At 60.2% G+C, this 18,119-nt stretch carries 13 protein-coding genes; 5 read left to right on the plus strand and 8 right to left on the minus strand.

Features of this window, described 5'->3' with window-relative positions; translation table 11 throughout:
* Positions 1-236: 236 nt before the first annotated feature.
* Entirely contained in the window at positions 237-1,901 is a 1,665-nt protein-coding gene (gene ettA, locus ACU688_RS21670) for an energy-dependent translational throttle protein EttA (protein WP_017737425.1), read from the minus strand.
* 285 nt (positions 1,902-2,186) lie between these two features.
* On the opposite strand from ettA, the gene ACU688_RS21675 reads away from it, so the two are divergent.
* Together ACU688_RS21675 and glyA are read left to right on the plus strand one after the other, a co-directional pair.
* A complete protein-coding gene (locus ACU688_RS21675; protein ID WP_448186346.1) occupies positions 2,187-6,038 on the plus strand; it encodes a sensor domain-containing protein in 3,852 nt (1,283 codons plus the stop codon).
* A 251-nt stretch (positions 6,039-6,289) separates the two neighbouring features.
* The gene (glyA, locus tag ACU688_RS21680; protein WP_017737423.1) at positions 6,290-7,543 is read left to right on the plus strand and encodes a serine hydroxymethyltransferase; all 1,254 of its coding nucleotides are present in this window, start codon (positions 6,290-6,292) and stop codon (positions 7,541-7,543) included.
* 185 nt (positions 7,544-7,728) lie between these two features.
* Here the strand turns inward: glyA and yjiA are convergent, their stop codons facing one another.
* From yjiA to ACU688_RS21695, 3 genes are all read right to left on the minus strand, one after another.
* A complete protein-coding gene (yjiA, locus tag ACU688_RS21685) occupies positions 7,729-8,688 on the minus strand; it encodes a GTPase (RefSeq protein ID WP_448186347.1) in 960 nt (319 codons plus the stop codon).
* A 168-nt stretch (positions 8,689-8,856) separates the two neighbouring features.
* On the minus strand, positions 8,857-9,054 hold the full coding sequence (locus ACU688_RS21690; RefSeq protein WP_017737420.1) for a YbdD/YjiX family protein: 198 nt from the start codon (positions 9,052-9,054) through the stop codon (positions 8,857-8,859).
* Between the two features lie 15 nt (positions 9,055-9,069).
* Positions 9,070-11,136, minus strand: coding sequence for a carbon starvation CstA family protein (locus ACU688_RS21695; protein WP_124527797.1), 2,067 nt, complete (start codon positions 11,134-11,136; stop codon positions 9,070-9,072).
* Positions 11,137-11,310: 174 nt separating this feature from the next.
* On the opposite strand from ACU688_RS21695, the gene ACU688_RS21700 reads away from it, so the two are divergent.
* Entirely contained in the window at positions 11,311-11,679 is a 369-nt protein-coding gene (locus ACU688_RS21700; RefSeq protein WP_124527798.1) for a PilZ domain-containing protein, read from the plus strand.
* A 137-nt stretch (positions 11,680-11,816) separates the two neighbouring features.
* On the opposite strand, the gene radA is transcribed toward ACU688_RS21700, so the two are convergent.
* The 3 genes from radA to katB are packed head-to-tail and all read right to left on the minus strand — an operon-like array spanning position 11,817 to position 15,360.
* On the minus strand, positions 11,817-13,184 hold the full coding sequence (gene radA, locus ACU688_RS21705) for a DNA repair protein RadA (RefSeq protein WP_448186348.1): 1,368 nt from the start codon (positions 13,182-13,184) through the stop codon (positions 11,817-11,819).
* Between the two features lie 35 nt (positions 13,185-13,219).
* A complete protein-coding gene (locus ACU688_RS21710) occupies positions 13,220-13,759 on the minus strand; it encodes an ankyrin repeat domain-containing protein (RefSeq protein WP_448186349.1) in 540 nt (179 codons plus the stop codon).
* 59 nt (positions 13,760-13,818) lie between these two features.
* Positions 13,819-15,360, minus strand: coding sequence for a catalase KatB (gene katB, locus ACU688_RS21715; RefSeq protein WP_448186350.1), 1,542 nt, complete (start codon positions 15,358-15,360; stop codon positions 13,819-13,821).
* Between the two features lie 287 nt (positions 15,361-15,647).
* On the opposite strand from katB, the gene mscL reads away from it, so the two are divergent.
* Positions 15,648-16,064 carry a large-conductance mechanosensitive channel protein MscL gene (gene mscL / locus ACU688_RS21720; protein ID WP_017737414.1) on the plus strand — a complete coding sequence of 139 codons (417 nt, stop codon included), beginning with the start codon at positions 15,648-15,650 and terminating at the stop codon, positions 16,062-16,064.
* A 45-nt stretch (positions 16,065-16,109) separates the two neighbouring features.
* Here the strand turns inward: mscL and ACU688_RS21725 are convergent, their stop codons facing one another.
* Positions 16,110-16,886 carry a ferredoxin--NADP reductase gene (locus ACU688_RS21725; RefSeq protein ID WP_448186351.1) on the minus strand — a complete coding sequence of 259 codons (777 nt, stop codon included), beginning with the start codon at positions 16,884-16,886 and terminating at the stop codon, positions 16,110-16,112.
* A gap of 457 nt (positions 16,887-17,343) precedes the next feature.
* Between ACU688_RS21725 and ACU688_RS21730 the strand changes: the two genes are divergently transcribed.
* Positions 17,344-18,054: a helix-turn-helix transcriptional regulator gene (locus ACU688_RS21730; RefSeq protein WP_448186352.1), complete on the plus strand. Its 711-nt coding sequence runs from the start codon at positions 17,344-17,346 to the stop codon at positions 18,052-18,054.
* Positions 18,055-18,119 lie beyond the last annotated feature (65 nt).

Genomic DNA, 18,119 nt, shown 5'->3' on the forward strand with positions numbered 1-18,119 from the left:
TAAATGGTGCATTTGATATAAATAGCTGCCCTTTTTTGCCCTCAAACAGGGATTTCAACCCAAGGCATGCACCAACATATAAACCGCCATCGCAGGCAAGCCAGCTCCCACATTTGATGTGTGAACACCGTCAATGTGGGAGCTGGCTTGCCTGCGATGAATGCACCTCGGTCCTACAGAAAAACACAAAAAAAAACGGAGCCCGAAGGCTCCGCTTTTTCAAACCACCAGCCCGATCAGGCCAGTTTTTTGTGACGCACGCGGTGCGGCTGGGCAGCAGCATCGCCCAAGCGCTTTTTACGGTCCGCTTCGTACTCGGTGTAGTTACCTTCGAAGAACACCGCTTGCGAGTCGTCTTCGTACGCCAGGATGTGGGTCGCGACGCGGTCAAGGAACCACCGATCGTGAGAGATCACAATCGCAGCGCCCGGGAAGTCCAGCAGGGCTTCTTCCAGGGAACGCAGGGTTTCAACGTCGAGGTCGTTGGACGGTTCGTCGAGCAGCAGGACGTTGCCGCCCTCTTTCAAGGTCAGGGCCAGGTGCAAGCGACCGCGCTCACCACCGGACAGGTCCTTGACGAACTTCTGCTGGTCGCCGCCCTTGAAGTTGAAACGACCGACGTAGGTACGCGACGGGATTTCATAGTTGCCGATGCGGATCTGGTCGGAACCGTCGGAAATCTGCTGGAACACGGTCTTGCTGCCGTCGAGGTCTTCGCGGCTCTGGTCCACACAGGCCAGTTGCACGGTTTCGCCGATCTCGATGCTGCCGGAGTCCGGGGTTTCCTTGCCCATCAGCATGCGGAACAGTGTGGATTTACCCGCACCGTTACCACCAATAACGCCGACGATCGCGCCTTTTGGCATGGAGAACGACAGGTTGTCGATCAACACGCGGTCGCCATAGCCTTTGGACACGTTCTTGAACTCGATGACCTTGTCACCCAGGCGCGGACCGGCCGGGATGTAGATCTCGTTGGTTTCCGAACGCTTCTGGAATTCCTGCGATTGCATTTCTTCGAAGCGTTGCAGACGTGCCTTGGATTTCGACTGGCGGGCCTTGGCGCCTTTGCGCACCCACTCCAGTTCTTCCTTCATGGCTTTTTCGTGGGCCGATTGCTGCTTGGATTCGGCGGCCAGACGGTCGGACTTGGCTTCCAGCCAACCGGAATAGTTGCCCTCGTAAGGGATACCGGCGCCACGGTCGAGCTCGAGGATCCAGCCAGCAACGTTGTCCAGGAAGTAACGGTCGTGCGTGATCGCTACCACGGTGCCCGGGAAGTCGTGGAGGAAGTGTTCCAGCCAGGCGACGGAATCGGCGTCCAAGTGGTTGGTCGGTTCGTCGAGCAGGAGCATGTCGGGGGCCGACAGCAGCAGGCGGCACAGGGCCACACGACGCTTCTCGCCACCGGACAGGAATTCGACCTTGGCGTCCCACGCCGGCAGGCGCAGTGCGTCGGCGGCTACTTCCAGCTGGCGCTCCAGGTTGTGGCCATCGCCAGCCTGCAGGATGGCTTCGAGCTTGGCCTGTTCAGCGGCCAGTTTGTCGAAGTCGGCATCTTCGTCAGCGTACGCCGCGTAGACCTCATCCAGGCGCGCCTGGGCGTTCTTGATCACGGCGACGGCTTCTTCAACCACTTCGCGCACCGTCTTGGTCGGGTCCAGGATCGGCTCTTGCGGCAGGTAGCCGATGTTCAGCTCGGGCATCGGGCGGGCTTCGCCTTCGAACTCGGTATCGACGCCGGCCATGATTTTCAGCAGCGTGGACTTACCCGAACCGTTGAGGCCGAGCACGCCGATCTTGGCGCCAGGGAAGAAGGACAGCGAAATGTTTTTCAGGATTTCCCGCTTCGGCGGAACAACTTTTCCCAGCCGATGCATGGTGAAGACGTATTGAGCCATGGTGAACCTAGCGTCAGTGACTGATGAATTAAGCGGGCGAAGCCCGTGTCAGGCCATGCGCCGCGCGGGCCGTTGACGATAATCAATGCCTGCGTGCGGAAAAAAGCCTGAATGTCTGGGGCTGGAACGCCCTCGCGTAACCGGCAAAGCTACCTGAATGCGCTTGGTCAGTCCAGCCAAGCGGGGCTGGCACTTTGCCACAACTCAAGGCATGCTAGCCGCCCTTCGGCGTCCGGCTTATAGTGCGTGTCGCACGCCAGTCCAGCCAACCCGCAGGATCACAGCTTGTCCAAAGTCACGCCGCCCACTCCTCTGCGCGCCGCTCACATAGCGCCGGGAGCACCCCTGCACGGCACCTTGAAAGGCGCATTGGCGACGCTTGTCCTCATGTTGCTCGCTTTATTGTTCTGGCAGTTGCTGGATCAGTTGCAGCAAAACCAGAAAAACCAGCAGCAATACACCATCGACTACAGCGCCGACCTGGCTGAGCAGATCAGCCTGAACATGGCCCTGAGCGCAAAAATCGCCCTGAACCTGCTGCCGATGGTCGAGCCGCCGCGCAATAACGAACAGCAACAAGCGCTGATGCACACCTTGCAGCGTTCCCTGCCGGAGCTGCGCAGCATCGCCCTGCTCGCCCCCAGCGGCGCCATGATCAGTGACAGCGCCAGCGACAGCCAGGACGCGGCCTGGCTTGAAGAGCTGGTGCAGCGCAGCCATTCCCAGCCTTATTACCTGAGCAACAGCAGCGACGGCACGATCATCTACCTGTTGCTGCACCAGCCGAGTGGCGGCTCACTGGTCTATTGGGCGCTACGCCTGGCGCCCAGCTACCTGGTCAGCCTGACCCGCCAGGACGGCCAGGGCCAGCGGCCGATGTGGGCCATCGAGAACCGCCTGAACCACCGCGTAGTCAGCCGTGACAGCGGCATGCCGGCGCAATGGGCCTCCGCCCTGACCCCGGACGAACTGAACAAAAGCGTGCTGGTCACCCCCCTGAGCAAAAGCGACTGGCAATTGCGCGGGCTGTTCGATCGCACCGCCGTGCTGGAAGAACTGCTGCCGGCGTTCATCGGCAAGTGCCTGCTGGGCCTGGCGTTCTCGCTGATCCCGGTGCTCGTGCTGGTCAACATGCGCCGCCGCCAGCGCCAGGTGCACGAGGGCCGGCGGCGTTACCAGGATATTTTCGAAGGCACCGGCGTGGCCCTGTGCGTGCTCGACCTGTCGGGGCTCAACGCGTTCTTTGACAAGGCCCGGCTGCAAACCCGCGAACAATTGCACGACTGGCTGCAAGGCAACCGCGAGCAGCGCCAGCAACTGCTGCGGGAACTGCGCATCACCGAGGTCAACCAGGTCGCGGTGCGCCTGCTCAACGTCAGCTCGTGCGAAGAGGCCTGGGAACGCCTGATCGATGATTGCCCGCGCAACGCCACGGCCATCGGCTACCAGGTGCTCGAAGCGGTCCTGACCGAGCAGAAGCAACTGGAGCTGGAAATCCAGCTCAACGACGTCGCCGGCAACGAACAATACTTGTGGCTGGTGATGCGCCTGCCGGAGCAGCAGGACGACTACAAGGCGGTGATCCTGAGCATCAGCGACATCACCAGCCGCAAGCTGATCGAGCTGTCGCTGGTGGAACGCGAGAGTTTCTGGTCGGACGTGGTGCGCACCGTGCCCGACCACCTGTATGTGCAGGACGTGATCAGCCAGCGCATGATTTTCAGCAACCACCACTTGGGCCACACCCTCGGCTATAACAAGGCCGAATTGCAGCAAATGGGCGAGTACTTCTGGGAAATCCTGCTCCACCCCGAAGACGCCGAGCATTACCACGACCTGCGCCAGCAACAACGCCAGGCCGGCTATTCGACGCAGCTGCAATGCCAGCTGCGCTTCCGTCACCGCAACAACCAATGGCGCCGCTTCGATATCCGCGAGCAGGCCCTGGCCCGGGACAAGGCGGCGCAAGTCACGCGCATCATCGGCGTGGCCAAGGACATCACCGACCAGATCGAAGCAAGCGAATCCCTGCGCGACAGCGAGCAGCGCTACCGCATGCTCGCCGAAAGCATCAGCGACGTGATCTGCTCCACCGACAGCCACCTGGCCCTCAACTACATCAGCCCCTCGGTCAACGCCGTGCTGGGCTATGACGTGGATTGGGTGTTCAAGAACGGCTGGCAGTCGATCATCGCCAACCCGCAGCAACTGACCGGCATCTATAGCCTGGTGGAACAGGTCAGCCGCGCCCTCGGCGACACCGACGCGCTGGCCAAGCTGCGCGACGAAGCGCAAACCCAGCTGTTCCTGTTTGACTGCCTGCGCGCCGACGGCCGTAAAGTGCCGATCGAGCTGCGCCTGGTGCTGGTGTGGGATGAACACGGCACGTTCGAAGGCATCCTTGGCGTCGGCCGCGATATCAGCCAGCAACGCCGCGCCGAGAAAGACCTGCGCATGGCGGCCACGGTATTCGAACACTCCACCTCGGCGATCCTGATCACCGACCCCGCCGGCTACATCGTGCAGGCCAACGATGCGTTCAGCCGCGTCAGTGGCTACAGCGTCGCCGATGTTCTCGACCAGTTGCCAAACATGCTCACCGTCGATGAGCAACAGGAAGCCCATCTGCGCTACGTGCTCAAGCAGTTGCACCAGCACAGCACCTGGGAAGGCGAAGTGTGGCTCAAGCGCCGCAACGGCGAGCATTACCCGGCGTGGGTCGGCATTACCGCGGTGTTCGACGACGAAGGCGACCTGGCCAGCTACGTGTGCTTCTTCAGCGATATCAGCGAGCGCAAGGCCAGCGAGCAGCGCATCCACCGCCTGGCGTATTACGACGCCCTGACCCACCTGCCCAACCGCACGCTGTTCCAGGACCGCCTGCATACCGCGTTGCAGTCGGCCGAGCGGCAGAAGTCGTGGGTGGTGCTGATGTTCCTCGACCTCGACCGTTTCAAGCCGATCAACGACTCCCTGGGCCACGCCGCCGGCGACCGCATGCTCAAGGAAATGGCCACGCGCCTGCTCGGTTGCGTCGCCGAAGACGACACCGTGGCGCGCATGGGCGGCGACGAGTTCACCTTGCTCCTGCAACCGCGCATCAGCCGCGAAATGGCGCTGAACCGCGCGATCCACGTGGCCGAGCAGATCCTCGCCAGCCTGGTGAAGCCGTTTGTGCTGGAAGGTCGCGAGTTTTTTGTCACGGCCAGTATCGGCATCGCCCTCAGCCCGCAGGACGGCAATGAGCTGAGCCAGCTGATGAAAAACGCCGACACCGCGATGTACCACGCCAAGGAACGCGGCAAGAACAACTTCCAGTTCTACCAGGCCGACATGAACGCCAGCGCCCTGGAACGCCTGGAGCTGGAAAGCGACCTGCGCCACGCCCTGGACCAGAACGAATTCGTGCTCTATTACCAGCCGCAGTTCAGCGGCGATGGCAAACGTTTGACCGGCGCCGAAGCCTTGCTGCGCTGGCGTCACCCGCGTCGCGGGCTGGTGCCGCCGGGGGACTTCATCCCGGTGCTGGAAGAGTTGGGCCTGGTGGTGGACGTGGGCGACTGGGTCATCAGCGAAGCCTGCCGCCAGCTCAAGACCTGGCACCAGAACAAGGTGCGCGTGCCGAAAGTCTCGGTGAACATCTCGGCGCGGCAGTTCTCCGACGGCCAACTGGGTGAGCGCATCGCCAGCATCCTGCAGGACACCGGCCTGCCGCCGGCGTGCCTGGAACTGGAGCTGACCGAAAGTATCCTGATGCGCGAAGTCAACGAAGCCATGCATATCCTCGACAGCTTGAAAAACCTGGGCTTGAGCATTGCCGTGGATGACTTCGGCACCGGCTATTCGTCGCTCAACTACCTCAAGCAATTCCCCATCGACGTGTTGAAAATCGACCGCACCTTTGTCGACGGCCTGCCGTCCGGCGAACAGGACGCACAGATTGCCCGCGCCATTATCGCCATGGCCCACAGCCTGAACCTGGCGGTGATCGCCGAGGGCGTGGAGACGCATGAGCAGCTGGACTTCCTGCGTGAGCATGGTTGCGATGAGGTGCAGGGGTATCTGTTCGGGCGGCCGATGCCGGCGAGTCGGTTTGAGGCGCAGTTCAGCAATGATGCGCTGTTCATGTTCGACTGATCCTCTAGTGGGCTGGTTTCCCTGTGGCGAGGGAGCTTGCTCCCGCTGGGGCGCGAAGCGGCCCCGCTTTTTTTTTGGGACTGCTGCGCAGTCCAGCGGGAGCAAGCTCCCTCGCCACAACAGCCTCAGCAGCCACCACTTATCCCCAGATGAGCCCCACTTGTCCGCGACATGATGTCCTTTCATATGCCATCTAAAACCCATTGGGTTAGAATGCCCTCCTTTTCTGCCCCCGATCCTTGAGGACCGCCATGTTCAGCCGTGATTTGACTATTGCCAAGTACGACGCCGATCTCTTTGCCGCCATGGAGCAAGAAGCCGTGCGCCAGGAAGAGCACATTGAGCTGATCGCTTCGGAAAACTACACCAGCCCAGCGGTCATGGAGGCTCAGGGTTCGGTTCTGACCAACAAGTACGCCGAAGGCTACCCAGGCAAGCGCTACTACGGCGGTTGCGAGTACGTCGACGTGGTTGAGCAGTTGGCCATCGACCGTGCCAAGGAACTGTTCGGCGCCGATTACGCCAACGTCCAGCCACACGCCGGCTCCCAAGCCAACAGCGCCGTGTACCTGGCCCTGCTGCAAGGCGGCGACACCATCCTGGGCATGAGCCTGGCCCACGGCGGTCACCTGACCCACGGCGCCAGCGTTTCCTCCTCTGGCAAGCTGTACAACGCCGTTCAATACGGTATCGATGCCAACGGCCTGATCGACTACGACGAAGTCGAGCGCCTGGCAGTTGAACACAAGCCGAAAATGATCGTGGCCGGTTTCTCTGCCTACTCGCAGATCCTGGATTTCCCACGCTTCCGCGCTATCGCCGACAAGGTTGGCGCCTACCTGTTCGTCGACATGGCCCACGTGGCCGGTCTGGTCGCCGCTGGCGTCTACCCGAACCCGGTGCCTTACGCTGACGTAGTGACCACCACTACCCACAAGACCCTGCGCGGTCCACGTGGCGGCCTGATCCTGGCTCGCGCCAACGCCGACATCGAGAAGAAGCTGAACTCCGCCGTATTCCCTGGCGCCCAGGGTGGCCCGCTGGAGCACGTGATCGCCGCCAAAGCGATCTGCTTCAAGGAAGCACTGCAGCCTGAGTTCAAGACCTACCAGCAACAAGTGGTGAAAAACGCCCAGACCATGGCCAGCGTGTTCATCGAGCGCGGTTTTGACGTGGTGTCCGGCGGTACTGAAAACCACCTGTTCCTGCTGTCGCTGATCAAGCAGGACATTTCCGGTAAAGATGCTGACGCTGCCCTGGGCAAAGCCTTCATCACCGTGAACAAAAACTCCGTGCCGAACGACCCACGTTCGCCGTTCGTCACCTCCGGCCTGCGCTTCGGCACCCCGGCTGTGACCACTCGTGGTTTCAAGGAAGCAGAGTGCAAGGAACTGGCTGGCTGGATCTGCGACATCCTGGCTGACCTGAACAACGAAGCCGTGATCGACGCGGTCCGTGAGAAGGTCAAGGCCATCTGCAAGAAGCTGCCGGTATACGGCGCTTGATTGCAGTTGCTTGAATGAAAAGCCCGGCTCTTGAGCCGGGCTTTTTTATACCCAATCGAAAATTGAAACACGGTCACTTGTGGGAGCTGGCTTGCCTGCGATAGCGGACTGTCAGTTAGCCCATCAGTGCCTGATGCACCGCTATCGCAGGCAAGCCAGCTCCCACAGTTTGAGCGCATTTCAAGTCAGAGTTGGTAGACGCGCTGGAAGCCCTCGCGGATTTTGTCTTCCGGCAATTCATCGGCAATAAACACAATCACACTCTCCCGCGCCTCGCCCTCGGCCCATTCGGTATCCCAATCGAAACCGTAGAGCTTGAGCACACCCTGGAACACCATCCGACGGTCTTCCCCGGCAATGTTCAGCACGCCCTTGTAGCGCAGCAGTTGCTTGCCGTGGTCTTCCAACAGTTCGTTCATGAACTCGCTGAGGCGATCAATATCCAGCGGCTGGTCAGTGCGCAGCACCAGGCTGGAGATGCGGTCGATAGACGGCGCCTTGCTGACCGGTCGCAGGCTCATGCCGGCGTTGAGGTTGAAGCCGCGCACATCCAGCAACTCGGCCAGGTCGATAGTGCCGTGATCGACGACACGGATCGGCGCGCGACGGTTGATGCGCGTCAGGCGCTCGCTGAGGGCGTCAAAGGTGGCGTCATCCACCAGATCGCGCTTGCTCACCAGCAGGCGGTCGGCAAAGCCGATCTGCGCCTGGGCGATGGTCTGGGTCAGGTGATGCTCGGCGTGGGCCGCGTCCACCAGGGTGATGATGCCGTCGAGGATGTAGCGCTCACGCAGTTCTTCGTCGATGAAAAAGGTCTGCGCCACCGGCGCCGGGTCGGCCAGGCCGGTGGTCTCGATCACCAGGCGGTCGAAGGCGATCTCGCCGCTGTCCAGGCGTTCGAGCAGCAGGTACAGGGCTTTGGTCAGGTCGGTGTGGATGGTGCAGCACACGCAGCCGTTGGACAGGGTCATGACTTGCACCGGCTCGGCGCCCAACAGCTGGGTGTCGATACCGGCGTCACTGAATTCGTTTTCGATCACGGCGATTTTCAGGCCGTGCTCGGCTTTGAGCAGGTGGCGCAGCAAGGTGGTCTTGCCGGCGCCGAGGAAGCCGCTGAGGATGGTGACCGGGATGGGAGAGGACAAAGAGATTCTCCTTGAAGGAACACAGAAACAAATGTGGGAGCAGACCCCTGTGGGAGCCGGGCTTGCCCGCGATGCAGACACCTCGGTGTATCAGTTACACCGCAGTGATGCTATCGCAGGCAAGCCAGCTCCCACATGAGCCAGCTCCCACAGGGATATTGCGTTAACTCAACAGCACTTGGGCCCACCCTTGCCACCGTAACGGGCTTCCTGACGCTCCCGGAAGAACGTCTTGTAGTCCATCATCGGCTTGTCCGGGTGCTTGGTTTGCATATGCTCGACGTACGTGTCGTAGTCGGGCATGCCGACCATCAGGCGCGCGGCCTGACCGAGGTATTTACCGAGGCGACTGATGTCATTGAACATGGCTGCAATCCTCTATCACGCGTCCGGCTGGGCCTGGAACGGGGCTTCTTTATCCGTACGTTCTTTGTTGCCCCAGGCAGCGACGCCGACCTTGAGCGCATAGAACAGGATGCTGAACACCACGAACAGGAACATCGCCGTCAGCGTTGCGTTGGTGTACGCGTTGTAGATCACGTGCTGCATCTGGTCGATGCTCTTCGCCGGAGCGAGGATCTGGCCGTTGGCCAGGGCATCGCTGTACTTCTTCGCCAGCGACAGGAAGCCGATCGCCGGATTGGCGTCGAACAGCTTGATGAAGCCTGCGGTGGTGGTGCAGATCAGCAGCCAGACGGCTGGCAGCATGGTCACCCAGATATAGCGTTGGCGTTTCATTTTGATCAGCACAACCGTCGCCAGCATCAGCGCGATACCTGCCAGCATCTGGTTGGAGATACCGAACAGCGGCCACAAGGTGTTGATGCCGCCCAGTGGGTCGATCACACCTTGGTACAGCAGGTAACCCCACATCGCCACGCAACCTGCGGTCGCGATCAGGTTGGCCGTCCACGACTCGGTGCGTTTCAGCGCCGGCACGAAGGAACCCAGCAGGTCTTGCAGCATGAAGCGACCGGCACGGGTACCGGCGTCAACCGCAGTGAGGATGAACAGCGCTTCGAACAGGATCGCGAAGTGGTACCAGAACGCCATGGTGTTTTCACCCGGCAGCACACTGTGCAGGATCTGCGCGATACCCACCGCCAACGTCGGCGCACCGCCGGCACGGGCCAGGATGGTGGTTTCGCCGATGTCATGGGCCACGGCCGACAATGCCTCTGGCGTAATCGCAAAGCCCCAACTGCTGACCGTTTGCGCCACAGTCACCACATCAGAGCCGACCACGGCGGCCGGGCTGTTCATGGCGAAGTACACGCCTGGCTCGATCACCGAAGCGGCAACCATCGCCATGATGGCCACGAACGACTCCATCAACATGCCGCCGTAACCGATGTAGCGCGCGTGGCTTTCGTTGGCCAGCAACTTGGGCGTGGTGCCCGAGGAGATCAGTGCGTGGAAACCCGAGACCGCGCCACAGGCGATGGTGATGAACAGGAACGGGAACAGGCCGCCCTTCCACACCGGGCCGGTGCCGTCGATGAACTGGGTCAGCGCCGGCATTTTCAGGTCTGGCATGGTGACCAGGATGCCGATGGCCAGGGCGATGATGGTGCCGATTTTCAGGAAGGTCGACAGGTAGTCACGCGGCGCCAGGATCAGCCACACCGGCAATACCGCTGCGACGAAACCGTAGCCGATCAGCATCCAGGTGATTTGAATGCCGGTGAACGTGAAGGCCTTGGCCCATACAGGATCAGCAGCAATCTGCCCGCCCAGCCAGATCGAACCCAGCAGCAACAGCACGCCGATGATCGAAATCTCGCCGATGCGGCCCGGGCGGATATAGCGCATGTAGATGCCCATGAACATCGCGATCGGGATGGTCGCCATCACCGTGAAGATGCCCCATGGGCTCTCGGCCAAGGCCTTGACCACGATCAGCGCCAGCACCGCGAGGATGATGATCATGATCAGGAAGCAACCGAACAGCGCGATGGTCCCCGGAATGCGGCCCATCTCTTCGCGCACCATATCCCCCAGGGAACGGCCGTTGCGACGGGTGGACAGGAACAGGACCATGAAGTCCTGCACCGCACCGGCCAGCACCACGCCGGCAATCAGCCAGAGCGTGCCGGGCAGGTAGCCCATTTGCGCCGCCAATACCGGGCCGACCAGGGGGCCTGCACCGGCAATCGCCGCAAAGTGGTGACCGAAAAGGATGTGTTTGTTGGTCGGCACATAGTCCAGACCGTCGTTGTTGATCACTGCGGGGGTCGCCCGCCGTGGATCGAGTTGCATCACGTTATTCGCGATGAACAGGCTGTAGTAGCGGTATGCAACCAGGTAGATGGCCACAGCAGCGACCACAATCCACAAGGCGTTGATCGCCTCGCCGCGGCGCAAGGCCACTACGCCAAGGGCGCACGCTCCTACGATTGCCAGCACCAGCCAGGGTAGGTGGCGTAGCAGGCTATTATTATTTTTCATTTTTATATTCCAGCCAGGGTGGACAGAAAGGACAGCCGTTCCGAGTTTAGCGCTGTTGGCTTTAAAGACCACCCCCCTACGTTGGTCTAGAGCCTTCTGCGGGCAAAAAAAGCAGAAATATCGGGCCAATGATGGCGCAGGGCTACAATCCCCCTATCTCCAGAGGGTTTCACCATGACAGAGCAAGCGTCTGATCGCCGTCGTTTCCGCCGGATCGCCTTTGATGCCAAGACCGAACTTCGGCAAAACGGCCGGGAATGGCCGGTGCAATTGGTGGATTTGTCGTTAAAAGGCTTGTTGGTGCAGCGGCCCGAAGACTGGAAGGGCAACAAGGCATTACCGTTCGATGTCGATATACGCCTGGACCCCAAGACCCCGATCAAGATGCAAGTGCGACTGACCCATGAGGACAATGGGCAATTGGGGTTTGTGTGCCAGCACATTGACCTGGACTCGATCAGTCACTTGCGAAGGTTGATCGAGTTGAACCTGGGCGATGAGGAAGAGCTGCACCGGGAGTTGGCGGCCTTGCTGGAGACCTGACAAGCAACACCTATCAAAATGTGGGAGCTGGCTTGCCTGCGATAGCAGAGTGTCAGCTAATGATGGGCAAGCTGACCCACCGCAATCGCAGGCAAGCCAGCTCCCACATTGAACAATGCTGCCAGTGAGATCTGTGACTACTCGAACAACGCATCCAACGCCTGTTCCAGCCGGGTCACGCCAATAATCTGAATCCCCGCCGGCGACTCCTTCGGTGCATTGCCCTTGGGCACGATCGCCCGCTTGAAGCCATGCTTGGCCGCCTCTTTCAACCGCTCCTGGCCACTCGGCACCGGGCGCACCTCGCCCGACAGGCCAACCTCACCAAACACCAGCAGGTCGTGTGGCAACGGCCGGTTACGCAAGCTGGACATCACCGCCGCCATCAACGCCAGGTCGGATGCGGTCTCCAGCACCTTGACCCCGCCCACCACGTTAAGGAACACGTCCTGGTCGTGGGTCGGAATGCCGCCATGGCGATGCAATACCGCCAGCAACATCGCCAGGCGGTTCTGGTCCAGGCCCAGGGTGACCCGGCGCGGGTTGGCCAGGTGGCTGTCATCCACCAGCGCCTGCACTTCCACCAGCATCGGCCGGGTGCCTTCCCACGTTGCCATCACCACGCTGCCGGGGACTTCTTCTTGGGCGCGCGTGAGGAAAATCGCCGACGGGTTGGAGACTTCTTTCAGCCCCCGGTCCGTCATGGCGAACACCCCCAGTTCGTTGACCGCCCCAAAGCGGTTCTTCACCGCCCGCAGCAAACGCAGGCGGCCGTCGGACTCGCCCTCGAAATACAACACGGTATCCACCATGTGCTCCAGTACCCGAGGCCCGGCCAGCGCGCCCTCTTTGGTCACATGCCCGACCAGGAAGATTGCCGTGCCGCTTTGCTTGGCATACCGCACCAGCAGCGCAGCGCTTTCACGCACCTGGGAGACGCCACCCGGCGCCGATTGCAGTTGTTCGGTGAAAATGGTCTGGATCGAGTCGATCACCATGACCTTGGGCTTTTCGATCCGCGCCGTGGCGATGATGCTTTCGATGCAGGTTTCGGTCATCACCCGCAGTTGGTCCTGGGGCAAGCCCAGGCGACGGGCGCGCATGGCCACTTGTTGCTGGGATTCTTCACCGGTGACGTACAACGCCGGCATGCGGCTGGCGATGCTGCACAGGGTTTGCAGGAGGATGGTCGATTTGCCGATGCCGGGGTCGCCGCCGATCAGCACCACCGAGCCGTCCACCAGGCCGCCGCCGAGGACGCGGTCCAACTCACCGGAGGCGGTGGAAAAACGCGGAATCTCTTCGACGCTGACTTCGGCCAGCGTCTTGATCTGCGCCTGCTGCCCGGTCCAGCCCGCACGCCCGGTAGGCGCCGCCGCGCCGCCGCTTTCAATCATGGTTTCAGTGAGGGTGTTCCACGCACCGCACTCGCCGCATTGGCCGGCCCACTTGGGAAAGGTCGCGCCGCACTCTGTGCAGCCGTACATGCGCTTGGCCTTTGCCATTCGAGAACCTCCAACCGAAAAACCGCGATGATAGCTCAGCGCGCTGCCGGGGTCCGAATTTCACCGCTGGCCAAGCGTGAGGCGCTGTTGCCGACGGGGTCCTCTGCGTTGAGATCAGCGCCCTTGGCCTTCAGTTCGTCCAACAGCTCAAGGCGCTTGAACAACCCGGCGTACATCGCCGCCGTCTGCCCGGCGCCGTTGCGTTGGTCGGGGTTGCAGTCGGTGCTCAGCAGGCGCTGGGCTATTTTCAGCTCGCCCTTGAAGATCGCGCCCATCAGCGCAGTGTTGCCACGGTTGTCCTGCACACAGGCGTCGGCGCCGGCAGCGAGCAGGCGCTCCACGAACGGGCCTTGGCCGTGATACGCCGCCAGGATCAGCGCGGTGTAGCCCTTGTCGTCCCTGGTATTGAGGCTGTAGCCCGAGTCGATAAAGGTGTTGAGCATGTCAAGGTCGCCACGGCGCGCCGCGTCGAAATAGTAGTCCTGCAACTGCGCCTTGAGCGCCGCCGGTTCGGGAGGCCCGGCATGGGCAACAAAGGCCAGCATGGCCAGCAGCAGTCCTATGGAAATACGCATGGGTGTTCTCCTGCCAAAAGGCCAGCGCCCGATCAAGGGCGCCAGCCGTGACCAAAGGATCAGTCCGTCAGTTTGTCTGCCAGCGCCTTCACGCGCGCCAGGTCACCTTTGGCGACTTTGGCCACGCCGGTGCCGTACTCAGGGTCCGCCTTGTAGAGAAACGACAGGATGATGTGCTTGCTCTCGTCATCGGTGGTCGCCAGGGAGCCGCCGAAGTTTTCGATCAAGTCCTGGCGCTCTTTCTTACTGAAGGAACGGTACAAATCGCCGGCCTGCTTGAAGTTCTGCTCACGCTGGATCTTCGCTTGCTGGGTGCTGCCCGCCAGTGGCGACTGGCTATAGCGCGCGGCTTGCGGTTCTTCACGCGGCATCAAGCGACTTGGCTGGTAGTTCACGCCGCTGGTGGTCTTGCCGAAGTTCATCGCGCCATCCTGGTTGCCGTTATTGACGGTGACCCGAGGTGCGTTGATCGGCAGTTGCAGGGCATTGGCGCCCAAGCGGTACATCTGGGTGTCGGCGTAGGAGAACACCCGGCCTTGCAGGAGGCGGTCTTCCGAAGGCTCGATGCCCGGCACCAGGTTGGCCGGGGCCATGGCGACCTGTTCGGTTTCCTGGAACACGTTCGCCGGGTTGCGGTTCAGCACCATCTGCCCGACTTTGCGCTCGGCAACATCGGGCCAGATCTTGGTGGCGTCCAGCGGGTCGAAGTCAAACTTGGCCAGGTCCTCAGGCTTGAGTACTTGCACGTACAAGTCCCACTTGGGGAAGTCGCCTTTGTTGATATGGGTGACCAAGTCGTTGGTCATGTGGCTGTAATCACGCCCCTGCACTTCGGTGACTTGCTTGGGATCAAGGTTCTTGATGCCTTGCAGGCTCTTCCAGTGGAACTTGACGTAGTGCACTTCGCCCTTGGCATTGATCAACTTGTAGGCATGTACGCCATTGCCGTCCATTTCCCGATAACTGGCCGGAGTACCGGAGTCGGAGTACAACTCGGTCAATGTACGGGTGGCCTCGGGTACATGGGAGAAGAAGTCGAAACGGCGTGAATCGTCGTCCAGGTTAGTGCGCGGGTCCGGTTTGAAGGCATGGACCATGTCCGGGAACTTGATCGCGTCACGGATAAAGAACGTAGGGAAGTTGTTGCCAACCAAGTCCCAGTTGCCTTCGGCGGTGTAGAACTTGGTGGCAAAACCGCGCGGGTCACGTAGGGTTTCCGGGGAATGGTTGCCGTGAACCACGGCCGAGAAGCGCACGAATACCGGGGTCGCCTCGCCTGCGGCGAAGACCTTGGCCTTGGTCAGGTCGCTGAGGTTGTCGGTGACGGTGAACGTGCCGTGGGCGCCGGTGCCACGGGCATGCACCACGCGCTCGGGGATGCGTTCACGGTCGAAGCGTTGCAGCTTCTGGATCAGCTGCACGTCTTGCAGCAACACCGGGCCGTTGGCGCCGGCGGTTTGCGAGTTCTGGTTGTCGCCAACGGCAGCGCCGTTATCGCGGGTCAGGTTGGCGGCCTGCACCGACAGGGACAGCAGGCTGGCGGTCACCAGCACCAGCACGGATCGTGCTGAAACAGGCCCGCGGTTCATTGGGTTCTTCATCGAGGTTTCCTCTGGTTTTTTTAGTGCACATTCAGTTGTGCTTGCCAGAGGCTAGTGACCCGGGAGCCAGAAGATAAATAGAAAAACACCACCAGGCCGATTGAGAAAATGATGTGGTAAGTCGTTGAAATTACGAGTAATTCGCGCGCGATTGATGGCACTTTGCAAACTATTTGCGATTTAATGTGTCGATAAAACCTAACAGTGTTAACAGTTGTGTCGCGCAAGCCCTCTACGACTGACTTACACTGACCTCCACCCTTCTCATCTGTAACAAGGAATAACCTATGGGCGTGATCAGTGAGTTCAAGGCCTTCGCGGTCAAAGGTAATGTGGTCGACATGGCCGTCGGTATCATCATCGGCGCTGCCTTCGGCAAAATTGTTTCCTCGTTTGTAGGCGACGTGGTGATGCCACCCATCGGTCTGTTGATCGGCGGCGTGGACTTTGGTGACCTGGCGATAACGCTCAAGGCCGCACAAGGCGATGTGCCTGCGGTCGTGCTGGCGTACGGCAAGTTCATCCAAAGCGTGATCGACTTTGTGATCGTCGCGTTTGCGATCTTCATGGGCGTGAAGGCCATCAACCGCCTGAAGCGTGAAGAGGCCGTGGCACCAAGCCTGCCGCCGACGCCGACCAAGGAAGAAGTGTTGCTGGGTGAGATCCGCGATCTGCTCAAGGCACAGAACGACAAGCCGCTTTGACCAAAGCGGAGATGAAAAAGGCGCCCGTTTGAGGCGCCTTTTTTATTACCAGTAGTTTTCCACTGCCACCTGGCCCGGGCGTCGGCTCAGGCTCAGTTGCATATCGCGTTGCTTGAGCAACTGACGGGTGTCATCGACCATCTGCGGGTTGCCGCAAATCAGCACGCGGGAGTGTTCCGGGCCCAGCTCGACGCCTGCGGCGCGCTCCAGTTCGCCATTTTCGATCAGCGTGGTGATGCGCCCATGCAACGCACCCTGGTGCTGCTCGCGGGTCACGATGGGGATGTAGGTGAGTTTGTGGGCGTACTCGGCCAGGTATTCGCGCTCACCCAATTCTTTGATCAGCGACTGGTACGCCAGCTCCTTGGCTTCCCGGGCGCTGTACACCAGGATGATGCGCTCAAACTTCTCCCAGACTTCGAAGTCCTGCAGGATCGACAGGAATGGCGCCACCCCGGTGCCCGTGCCCAACAGCCACAGATCACGGCCGTCGACAAAACGGTTGAGAGTCAGGAAGCCCGTGGCCTGGCGTTCCACCATCAAGGTATCGCCCACCCGCAAGCGGCTCAGCTCACTGGTGAACTCGCCACCTGGGACGACGATGGAAAAGAAGTCCAGATGCTCGTCAAATGGCGACGACACGATGGAATAAGCGCGCCATACGGTGCTGCCATCCGCCTTGGTCACCCCCAAGCGCACGAACTGGCCGGCGGTGAAACGAAAGCCTGGGTCGCGGGTGGTGCGCAGGGTGAAGAGGCTGGGGGTCAACGATTGCACGTCGAGCAAGGTCTGCCGGGTAAATTTCTCAGCACTGGCCGTCATGGGGAACTCCGTTTTACACAGGCGCCTAGTGTCGCTCAAAGCCGTGTGCGCAAACACCGTTGATTTGTACTGGCATTGCCGCGGGCTAGAGCGCTTGCACTGCGTTAGCGGGAAAGTGTGTAAATTTCCCAAGACAGTTATCCGAAAAACGGCGGCCTTAGTTCCAACTAATTATTTGGCTATTAACACACGTCCAATTAACCGCCAGATGAAATGCCCCCTGTAACCGCCATCATCCTGACACTACCTACAACCCCTTAAATTCAATAAAAAATCATCAGACTGGATGTTACCTATACAAAAAAACGGTTCCGTGTATAAAAAAAGGCCCCCTACAGCTCGGCGGCCAGTGACATTTTTTTCAGTTAACCCGGTAAGCCATGTCCTACACTAATTTTCGTGCAGCACTGGGATGAGGACGTACCCAGGCCACGCAGAAACCCATGGAGATTTACCAATGGTGAACTGGCGTAACACTCGGCTCCCCAAACTGGAAGATAAAAGCGAGATCGAATCAATCTTTGACATGGTCACCCACCATATTCATGAACTCGGCTTCCAATACTGTTCCTTTACAATGAGCTCTCAACTACCCAACAACAGCACTAAACCGATCCAGATCAACAACTATCCAAATGGATGGACCAACCTTTACCAACAAGCACACTTCTTCGATGTAGACCCCGTAGTTGCCCACTGCAAGCGCTGCGTACTGCCCATCGTATGGGAAGAGAAAGCGTTCAAGGCGGTACCCGGTTTGTGGTCACTGGCCCAATCGTTTGGAGTGCATCAGGCATGGACACAACCTGTGCACGACTTTCAGGGTATCTACAGCATGCTGACGCTGGGGCGCAGTGTCGGTGAGGTCAGCCCGCAAGAGCTGTATGAAAAGGCTGGCAACGTATTGTGGCTGTGCCATGCCATGCATGCTGCCGTTGCACAGCAATATGCGGACAAGTCCAGTGTCAACGCCCCTTGCACGCTGACGGCGCGGGAAACGGAAATTCTCAAATGGTCGGGCATGGGCAAGACTGCGGAAGAAATCGCCAGCATTATTTCGATCTCTCCTCGCACCGTGGGCTTTCACATCAGCAGCGCACTCAAGAAGCTCGGCGTTACAAACAAGATCGCCGCTGTTCTCTGTGCATCCAGAGCGGGGCTTTTCTAGCTTATGTCGAAACACCGCATGTAATCGCGCCGGAAAAAACGTAACATTTACGGCCAATTCTGAGT

This window comes from Pseudomonas acericola (SeqCode) (genome assembly GCF_053456465.1).

Coding starts and splice junctions, on each gene's coding strand:
- glyA (WP_017737423.1), top strand. CDS start 6,290: ATGTTCAGCCGTGATTTGACTATTGCCAAGTACGACGCCGATCTCTTT.
- katB (WP_448186350.1), bottom strand. CDS start 15,360: ATGAAGAACCCAATGAACCGCGGGCCTGTTTCAGCACGATCCGTGCTG.
- ACU688_RS21690 (WP_017737420.1), bottom strand. CDS start 9,054: ATGTTCAATGACATCAGTCGCCTCGGTAAATACCTCGGTCAGGCCGCG.
- ACU688_RS21730 (WP_448186352.1), top strand. CDS start 17,344: ATGGTGAACTGGCGTAACACTCGGCTCCCCAAACTGGAAGATAAAAGC.
- ettA (WP_017737425.1), bottom strand. CDS start 1,901: ATGGCTCAATACGTCTTCACCATGCATCGGCTGGGAAAAGTTGTTCCG.
- ACU688_RS21725 (WP_448186351.1), bottom strand. CDS start 16,886: ATGACGGCCAGTGCTGAGAAATTTACCCGGCAGACCTTGCTCGACGTG.
- ACU688_RS21710 (WP_448186349.1), bottom strand. CDS start 13,759: ATGCGTATTTCCATAGGACTGCTGCTGGCCATGCTGGCCTTTGTTGCC.
- mscL (WP_017737414.1), top strand. CDS start 15,648: ATGGGCGTGATCAGTGAGTTCAAGGCCTTCGCGGTCAAAGGTAATGTG.
- radA (WP_448186348.1), bottom strand. CDS start 13,184: ATGGCAAAGGCCAAGCGCATGTACGGCTGCACAGAGTGCGGCGCGACC.
- ACU688_RS21695 (WP_124527797.1), bottom strand. CDS start 11,136: ATGAAAAATAATAATAGCCTGCTACGCCACCTACCCTGGCTGGTGCTG.
- ACU688_RS21700 (WP_124527798.1), top strand. CDS start 11,311: ATGACAGAGCAAGCGTCTGATCGCCGTCGTTTCCGCCGGATCGCCTTT.